This is a genomic window from Salinimicrobium sp. CAU 1759 (genome assembly GCF_054482715.1).
Window position 1 is genome coordinate 485,280 of the sequence record NZ_JBTLRK010000002.1, and the last position, 8,167, is coordinate 493,446.

Annotated in this window: 8 protein-coding genes; 3 read left to right on the forward strand and 5 right to left on the reverse strand. The window is 42.4% G+C overall.

Annotated features, from left to right (window positions below):
- Positions 1-139 precede the first annotated feature (139 nt).
- From ACXYMT_RS13210 to ACXYMT_RS13220, 3 genes are read right to left on the reverse strand one after another with little or no spacing between them, the layout of a single operon-like run.
- On the reverse strand, positions 140-481 hold the full coding sequence (locus ACXYMT_RS13210; protein ID WP_459059574.1) for a hypothetical protein: 342 nt from the start codon (positions 479-481) through the stop codon (positions 140-142).
- 15 nt (positions 482-496) lie between these two features.
- The gene (locus ACXYMT_RS13215; RefSeq protein ID WP_459059575.1) at positions 497-787 is read right to left on the reverse strand and encodes a chaperone modulator CbpM; all 291 of its coding nucleotides are present in this window, start codon (positions 785-787) and stop codon (positions 497-499) included.
- Complete coding sequence (locus tag ACXYMT_RS13220; RefSeq protein ID WP_459059576.1) at positions 777-1,718, reverse strand: DnaJ C-terminal domain-containing protein; 942 nt, start codon at positions 1,716-1,718, stop codon at positions 777-779. Before ACXYMT_RS13220 ends, ACXYMT_RS13215 begins: the two co-directional genes overlap by 11 nt.
- Before the next feature lie 191 nt (positions 1,719-1,909).
- Here ACXYMT_RS13220 and acs point away from each other — a divergent pair, with 191 nt between their 5' ends.
- Both acs and ACXYMT_RS13230 read left to right on the forward strand, forming a co-directional pair.
- On the forward strand, positions 1,910-3,817 hold the full coding sequence (gene acs / locus ACXYMT_RS13225; RefSeq protein WP_459059577.1) for an acetate--CoA ligase: 1,908 nt from the start codon (positions 1,910-1,912) through the stop codon (positions 3,815-3,817).
- Positions 3,818-3,827: 10 nt separating this feature from the next.
- A complete protein-coding gene (locus ACXYMT_RS13230; RefSeq protein WP_459059578.1) occupies positions 3,828-4,481 on the forward strand; it encodes a hypothetical protein in 654 nt (217 codons plus the stop codon).
- A gap of 4 nt (positions 4,482-4,485) precedes the next feature.
- On the opposite strand, the gene ACXYMT_RS13235 is transcribed toward ACXYMT_RS13230, so the two are convergent.
- Positions 4,486-5,574, reverse strand: coding sequence for a DNA topoisomerase IB (locus ACXYMT_RS13235; protein ID WP_459059579.1), 1,089 nt, complete (start codon positions 5,572-5,574; stop codon positions 4,486-4,488).
- A gap of 118 nt (positions 5,575-5,692) precedes the next feature.
- On the reverse strand, positions 5,693-6,781 hold the full coding sequence (locus ACXYMT_RS13240) for a M42 family metallopeptidase (protein WP_459059580.1): 1,089 nt from the start codon (positions 6,779-6,781) through the stop codon (positions 5,693-5,695).
- A gap of 101 nt (positions 6,782-6,882) precedes the next feature.
- On the opposite strand from ACXYMT_RS13240, the gene ACXYMT_RS13245 reads away from it, so the two are divergent.
- Complete coding sequence (locus ACXYMT_RS13245) at positions 6,883-7,572, forward strand: DUF4294 domain-containing protein (protein ID WP_459059581.1); 690 nt, start codon at positions 6,883-6,885, stop codon at positions 7,570-7,572.
- Positions 7,573-8,167: the final 595 nt, after the last annotated feature.

The window sequence follows — 8,167 nt, forward strand, 5'->3', positions numbered from 1 at the left end:
TCATAGATCTACCTTTGTATTTCCAGGACCACTGGTTATTGCACGACTGCATATTGTAACCTTCTAATCACTGATCACTGATCACCGACCACTGATTACTACTTCGTACTTCTGCCTTCGTACCTCTACCTTCCTACCTCTACCTTCCCTTCACTTCCAGCACCAGAAGATAATCCGGTCCGCCGGATAGAGGATAACCTTCTATTTTTTCAGCCACTATAGTGACTTCTTCATCAAGATATGCATCGAGATCAACTGCTTCGCTCTTGAGCGCGTAATATTCATCATTGACGGTAGTAATAGTGTGCGTACCATATTGATAAGAGGTGATTCCCTGTTCCTGAATTGTACCTGTTACTTCCATAGCATTCTCCTTTACGATAGCCGAAGCAGATTTATCTTCTTCCTGTTCATTGTTACTGCAGGTTTGGGTTGTGATGAGCAAGCTCATTCCTAAAATAATATTGAGAATTAGTTTCATAATTTTTGATTTAGGTTAATCTTCATAGCGTCTCAGCCGGTTTTGAAGGAGGCGGATTTCATCCTGTAGCCGGGAAACCCTCTCCAGCAAGTGATTTATTGCGTCAATGCCCTCCAGGTTGATCTCCAGCTCATAGTGAAGGCGCATGATCCTTTCCAGGTCTCTTAATTGCTCCCGCTCAATATACTCATCTTCTTCTATAATAACCGTATGAATGAGGCCATGTTCAGTAAGAGAATTAATAAAAGAGTACTCAAGCTCATGGCAGTTACAAAACTCAATGATTGAAATATATCTATCCTCCATCTTTTCTCAGATTTTTTAGTTCCTGCAAAAGTTCTTTTTCCCGCTTGCTTAAACGAGTTGGTATCTTGAGTTTATAAGTGATATAAAGATCTCCAAAATGACCTTCCTTCTTGTAAACCGGAAAACCTTTGCCCTTTAATTTTACAGTAGTACCATTTTGGGTTTCCGGCTTCACGTTGAGCTTTGCCTTTCCGTCGAAAGTTTCGACCATTAGTTCTCCGCCCAAAGTTGCAGTAAAGATGTCGAGATCCACATCTTTATAAAGATCTTTTCCTTCTCTTTTAAATGATGTATTGTTGTTTATGGCAAAAGTTATAAACAGGTCTCCACTTGGTCCGCCATTTATACCTTCCCCGCCGTAGCCCTTGATCTTGATGGTTTGACCATTTTCAACCCCGGCAGGAATGGTTAATCTAATGTTCTTGCCATTTACCGTTAGGGTTTGCTTCTGGGTCTTATATACATCAGTGAGATTGAGGTGAAGTTCAGCATTGAAATCCTGTCCTCGGAATCTGGTTGATCTGCCTCTGCCGGCTGCTCCCCCAAACATCGACTCAAAGAATTCTGAAAAGTCTCCTCCTTCAAAACCACCGCCGCTAAAACCTTCTGCACCTCCAAAACCGCCGGTCCCGCCACCAAATCCGCCACCGGAATACTGCCGTTGGTATTGCTGCTGTTGTGCTTTGGCTTTTTCAAATTCTTCAGCATGCTGCCAGTCTTTTCCGTACTGGTCGTATTTTTTTCGCTTTTCGGGATCTATTAATACCTCGTGTGCCTCATTGATCTGCTGAAATTTCTTCTGGGCCGCCGTGTCATTTGGGTTGAGATCGGGGTGATACTTTCGTGCAAGCTTCCGGTAAGCCTTTTTGATATCACTTTTAGTAGCATTCTTGTCCAGCTCTAAAACCTTGTAATAATCTATAAATTCCATAGGTTTTCATGAAGTTTGTTAGATCTTCTGCTAGCTTAAAGGTACATATTTCAGAAAAAACAGAACAGTAGTGAGCTCTATTTATTCCTTCTGAAATATCACCTCTCTAAAATGTCATTTTAGAATATTACTCTTTATATCAGGCTCTTATAGTTGTTTGTTTTTGAAGTTGCTTTTCCTAAATTTAGATTATGGAAAATCTACAACTGCGCAGCTTCGCCGATTATAAAAAAGCTTATAATAAAAGTATTAAGGATCCTGAAGCCTTTTGGGATGAGATCGCCAACACCTTTAGGTGGCAAAAGAAATGGGACACGACCCTGGAGTGGGATTTTGAGAAGCCTGAAGTGAAGTGGTTCCAGGGCGGAAAGGTAAATATCACCGAAAATTGTCTCGACCGTCACCTGACCGATCTTGGTAACAAAACCGCAATAATCTGGGAACCCAATGACCCGGATGAGGAGTCCCGTTATATTACCTACCGACAGTTGTTCGTGAAGGTTTCGCATTTTGCCAACGTTCTCAAGAATAACGGAGTCAAAAAAGGAGATAAGGTTTGTATCTACATGCCCATGATCCCCGAACTTGCTATTGCCATGCTGGCCTGCGCCCGAATAGGTGCTGTGCATTCCATTGTTTTTGCAGGTTTTTCCAGTTCGGCAATTGCCAGGCGCATCAATGATTCCGAATGTAAGATTCTTATCACCGCCAATGAGGTTTACAGGGGTTCCAAAAAAGTGAATTTAAAGGAGATCTGTGACAAGGCGCTGGAAGATACGCCAAGCATTGAAAGCGTTATTGTTTACCGCCGCACAGTGGAGCCCACACCAATGAAAGAGGGCAGGGACAAATTCTGGTTTAACGAACTGCAGAAAGCAGAAAAGAAATGTCCTGCAGAGAGCATGGATGCCGAAGATATGTTGTTTATTCTCTATACTTCCGGCTCTACCGGTAAACCTAAAGGAATGGTTCACACGGTAGGTGGTTATATGGTAGGCACAACATATTCATTCCAAAATGTATTTCAGCTGGATAAAAATGACGTCTACTGGTGTACTGCCGATATTGGCTGGATCACCGGCCACTCCTATATTATCTACGGCCCGTTGTTATCTGGTGCTACCACTGTGATGTTCGAGGGAGTTCCCAGTTATCCCGATTACGGCAGGTTTTGGGAAATAGTGGATAAGCTGAAGGTTACTCACTTTTATACCGCTCCTACTGCAATTAGGTCATTGGCTAAGCAACCGCTTAAGTTTGTAGAGAGACACGATCTTACTTCGCTAAAAGTTCTGGGAAGTGTAGGTGAACCAATTAATGAAGAGGCCTGGCACTGGTATAATGACAATATTGGAAAGGGGAACTGTCCTGTGGTAGATACCTGGTGGCAGACTGAAACAGGTGCAATTATGATTTCACCTTTGGCGGGAATTACTCCTACCAGGCCCACTTTTGCCACCCTTCCTTTACCGGGAGTGCAGCCGGTGCTTATGAACGATAAGGGAGAGGAAATTCCCGAAACCAAGGAGCCGGCAGAAGGAAGATTGGCAATAAAATTTCCCTGGCCGTCAATGGCCCGTACAATTTATGGGGATCACGAGCGCTATAAAGAAGTTTATTTTTCAACCTTTGAAAATAAGTATTTCACCGGGGACGGCGCCTATAGGGATGCCATGGGTAACTATCGTATTACCGGTAGAGTAGATGATATAGTAATAGTCTCAGGCCATAACCTGGGTACCGCAGCTATAGAGAACGCTATAGATGAGCATGAAAATGTGGTGGAAAGTGCTGTGGTTGGATATCCGCACGATATAAAAGGCAACGCTCTTTACGCATACGTGATCCTGTATAATCAAGTGGAACCTTCAGAAGAACTGGAGAACCAGATCAAAAAACTAGTGTCCGAAACTCTTGGACCAATAGCCAAACCTGAAAAGATCCAGTTTGTGAGCGGACTCCCCAAAACGAGAAGCGGAAAGATCATGAGGAGGATCCTTAGAAAAATTGCATCAAAGGATACAGATAACCTGGGTGATACTTCTACGCTTCTCAATCCCGAGATCGTTGAGGAAATAATGGCCGAAGCAAAAGTCTAATTCCTATTCCATGAAAAAACTACTTCTAATCCTGCTCACCCTGCTGGCTATAGACACTGTGCAGGCACAGATCTTTACCGAAGACGGGCGGTATGAACTCTTTGGAAAAGATGATCCAAACCTTAATAACGCTGAAGGATCTCCGTACCTTAATGATAACTTCCTTCCCGGAAAGATCTTTTTCAAAGGAAAGCCAGACCTTCCGGTGCAACTCAGGTTCAATATTTATGCTGAAAATTTTGAGATCAAGGTAGACAAGGGAAAGCGTGATATCTATACGGTGAGGGATTGGGAAAATGCCACATATGAAATGGGAGGGAAGAAGTTCGTTTCTTCCCGGGTTGACCACAACGGCCGAATGATCAAAGGTTTTTTTATTGAACACTTCGACGGCAAGCGGTACAAGCTCCTTGAAAAACCAGAGATCAAAGTTACACCCCCGGTGCGATCTGATTCCGGTTATTCAGAAGACCAGCCTGCAAAGATCAGGAAAAGCTCTTCTTTCTACATTCAGAAAGATTCCGGGGAAGTTGTAGAGGTGAAACTGAAACAACGCGATATCAGGAAAGAATTTACTTCAGAAGCTGCAAGAAAATATCTTTCAGATAATAAGATCAGGGAAGTTGAAGATCTTATTTCCTTTCTAAAATATATAGATGAGTAAAAATTCAGGATTCTTTTTCCTCCAGTTCAAACTCAAAATCATTCAGGATCTCCAGTAAGACTTCCTCTGTGTGAGATATGTTTGGTTTTGATGTTCTCTTTCTGTCCACCTTTTTAAAATAAGGCACTATTCCGCCTGTTTCGTAAAGTTGAACCACATAGGGATGTACGTAATAGCTGCGACAAACACTGCGGGTGTTGTTTAGAGCTTCTGCAGCTGTGTCATAAGCTTCGATGATATTTTTTTTGTTCTGCTTTTCTTCCCCGGTGTACCCCACCTCTCTAAGTTTTTCAAAGAAGATCTTGGTGGCGCTCCAGGTCCTGAAATCTTTTGCTGAAAATAATTCCCCGCTCACTTCTTGTATGTAGTGATTCACCATTCCGCTATCGATACTGCGCTTTTTGCCTTCTTCATCATAGTATTTGAATACCTCCCATCCCGGAATTTCCTCGCATTTGTTGACCAGCCTTACGAGTTTTTTATCGGTAACGGAAACTGTGTTTTCAATACCCCGCTTTCCCACAAAGTTGATCTTCATCTTTCCGCTGGAGATCTGTACGTGGCGGCTTCTAAGGGTAGAAAGACCGTAAGATTTGTTCTGTTTTGCGTAAGTATCGTTCCCTATACGAATATGAGTTTCTTCCATAAGCCTAATGATCAGGGCCAAGACTTTCTCTTGTGGCATTCCCCGCTTGTCCAGGTCTTCGTCTACGCGGGCTCGTATCTTTGGAAGCACTTTTCCAAAGGCAGCCATTTTATAGAATTTAGTGAGATTGCGCAGCTTTGTCCAATCGGGGTGATACATATACTGCTTCCTCTGTTTGGCATCAAGCCCTACCACCTGTAAATGTCCATTGGAAATGGGGCAGATCTTTACTTTTTCCCAGGCAGGGGGGATGACCAGCTTTTTGATCCGTTCAAGTTTTTCTTCGTCCTTTAAAGGTTCCCCTTCCTGAAGATATTGATATCCTTTTCCTCTTTTGCGCCGCTCTATGCAGAGGTCGTCTTCAGAAATATACTGAAGGTTGGCTTTTTCGGCGGCGAGATCTGGGTTGGAGATGAGCGCTTTTACTTCATCTGAAGAAAGGACCATGATTTTTTTTCTTTAAATATAGCTTGCAACTCACTGTTGCTATTGTAAAGAAATGTGAAAACTTGCCGAAATAAAAAGCCTCCTGGAAAAGGAGGCTCAAAAATGTCATTTTTGGATGCTATTCAAAATAGCTGAAAGTATCACCGTCCTTAAGTTGCAGCAGACTTTCATAGATCAATCGTATCACATTCTCCACATCATCACGATGTACCATTTCTACAGTGGTATGCATGTAGCGCAGGGGCAGAGAGATCAAAGCCGAAGCTACCCCGCCATTGCTATATGCAAAAGCATCGGTATCTGTTCCTGTCATCCTGGAAGAGGCCATGCGCTGGAATGGGATCTTTTTATCCTCGGCAGTTTGGATGAGCAGGTTGCGCAACTTGTTTTGAACTGCAGGAGCATATGAAATTACAGGGCCGTCCCCGATTTTTGTGAGTCCGTTGGTCTTTTTCTCAATCATTGGGGTAGTTGTGTCATGCGTCACATCGGTCACAATAGCCACATTCGGTTTGATGCGCTGGGTGATCATTTCAGCTCCTCTTAACCCTATTTCTTCCTGCACCGAGTTGGTTACATAAAGGCCGAAAGGTAACTTCTTTTTGTTCTCCTTCAGCAGGCGGGCCACTTCAGCGATCATAAATCCGCCAATACGATTATCTAGTGCCCTGCTTACGAATTTGTCCTTGTTTAGTATAAAGAATTCATCAGGGTAGGTGATCACACAACCTACGTGCACTCCCAGGGCTTCCACTTCCTCTTTTGAAGAACACCCCACGTCAATGGAAATGTTGTCCAGTTTTGGCGCCTGTTCCTTTTCCTTATCGCGGGTATGAATGGCAGGCCATCCAAAAACCCCTTTTACGATCCCATTCCTGGTGTGAATATTTACCCTTTTTGAAGCTGCGATCTGGTGGTCGCTACCGCCGTTACGTATCACGTAGATCAATCCGTCGTCGGTTATATAATTTACATACCAGGAGATCTCATCGGCGTGACCTTCTATTACAACCTTGTATTTTGCTTTGGGATTAATGACTCCTACAGCAGTTCCATAAGTGTCGGTGATGAACTCATCTACATAAGGTTCTATGTAATTCATCCACAGCTTTTGTCCCTCCCATTCATATCCGGTAGGGGCAGCGTTATTTAAATATTTTTCTAAAAAACTTATCGATTTGTCGTTGAGGATTGTTTCCTGGCTCATTTCTTAAACTTTTGGACGAATTTAATAAGATTTAAAGAGCTGACAATTTATAGATAACGTAATTTTGGAATGATTTTAGCGCAACAGTTTAAAAATTTGATGTGAAGAAGTTTTTTATCCTTTTTCTCCTTTTTACCACCTTACCTGTTGTTGCACAGGTAAAGGAACCTGTTGAAGATACTCTGGAATACGATTACTTTATTATAGAAGGCGATACTGTTGCGCGGGAGCATATTGACCTGGATGAGGTGCTTATTCTGGGGAGGCTTTCTTTTGAGAATGATCTTGAGCGTCGTAAATATTTGATCTTGCGCCGTAAGACACTAAAGGTTTATCCTTATGCCAAGCTTGCTTCTGATAGGCTTGTGGAACTCAATAGTAGATTGGACCAGATCAAATCCAGGCGGGACAGGAAACGCTATACTAAGATCGTGCAGGATTATATTGAGAACCAGTTTTCTGCAGAGCTTAAAAAGCTTACCCGTACCGAAGGCCAGATCCTTGTAAAATTGATCCACCGGCAAACCGGAGTTACAACTTTTGAACTTGTAAAAGAATTAAAGAGCGGCTGGAGGGCGTTCTGGTACAATACCACCGCAAGTTTTTTTGATATTTCTTTGAAGGAGGAATATGACCCTGCAAAGAACCAGGAAGATTATTATATAGAGGATATTCTACAGAGAGCTTTTCAAGGTAAACAACTCGAAAAACAACCAACCGCTCTGGATTTTGACTTTTTGGAGCTCACTAATAAATGGACAGCTCCCAAAAAGGAAGATCGTAAATCATAATAAATATTATCAGGGCGTTCCCTCGCCTAAAATTTTTTTCAATTAAGATCTGTTTTTCAATTATCGGGCTTGCCCGCCGAAGCTTTAGCGCAGGCGGGGTCGGGCTATTCGCTGCAATCTTTTTGCTCGTACCTTACAAAAAGGATTTCCGCTGCTATCCCTAACGCTTGCAGCAGAACCCTTTCAGGGTTTGAAACCCTGAAAGGGTTGAAAGAAGTTTCCTCAAAAAAAGTATTTATAAAGGTACTCTGAAATACGCTCCCAGAAGTTGAAATGCTCATACCTGGTTAAAAGAACCCGAACGTAACAGCTCTAACTTCATATTCCTCCTCAAAAATGTCGTTTTATAAAGGTATTCTGAAATACGCTCGCAGAAGTTGATATACTCATACCTGATTACAAGAACCCAAACGTAACAGCTCTAACTTCTAACTTCGTAACTCTAACTTCATAACTCTAACTTTTTTATTTCCTTTCAAAAATGTCATTTTGAGCACCTTATCCGGCAGGGTTTCAAAAATGTCAAAAAAAGCCTAAATTATTTTTTCAGAAAACTTGTGGAAGTGGAATTCGGTTGTATATTTGCAGCCGCTTT

Coding starts and splice junctions, on each gene's coding strand:
- ACXYMT_RS13210 (WP_459059574.1), bottom strand. CDS start 481: ATGAAACTAATTCTCAATATTATTTTAGGAATGAGCTTGCTCATCACA.
- ACXYMT_RS13215 (WP_459059575.1), bottom strand. CDS start 787: ATGGAGGATAGATATATTTCAATCATTGAGTTTTGTAACTGCCATGAG.
- ACXYMT_RS13220 (WP_459059576.1), bottom strand. CDS start 1,718: ATGGAATTTATAGATTATTACAAGGTTTTAGAGCTGGACAAGAATGCT.
- acs (WP_459059577.1), top strand. CDS start 1,910: ATGGAAAATCTACAACTGCGCAGCTTCGCCGATTATAAAAAAGCTTAT.
- ACXYMT_RS13230 (WP_459059578.1), top strand. CDS start 3,828: ATGAAAAAACTACTTCTAATCCTGCTCACCCTGCTGGCTATAGACACT.
- ACXYMT_RS13235 (WP_459059579.1), bottom strand. CDS start 5,574: ATGGTCCTTTCTTCAGATGAAGTAAAAGCGCTCATCTCCAACCCAGAT.
- ACXYMT_RS13240 (WP_459059580.1), bottom strand. CDS start 6,781: ATGAGCCAGGAAACAATCCTCAACGACAAATCGATAAGTTTTTTAGAA.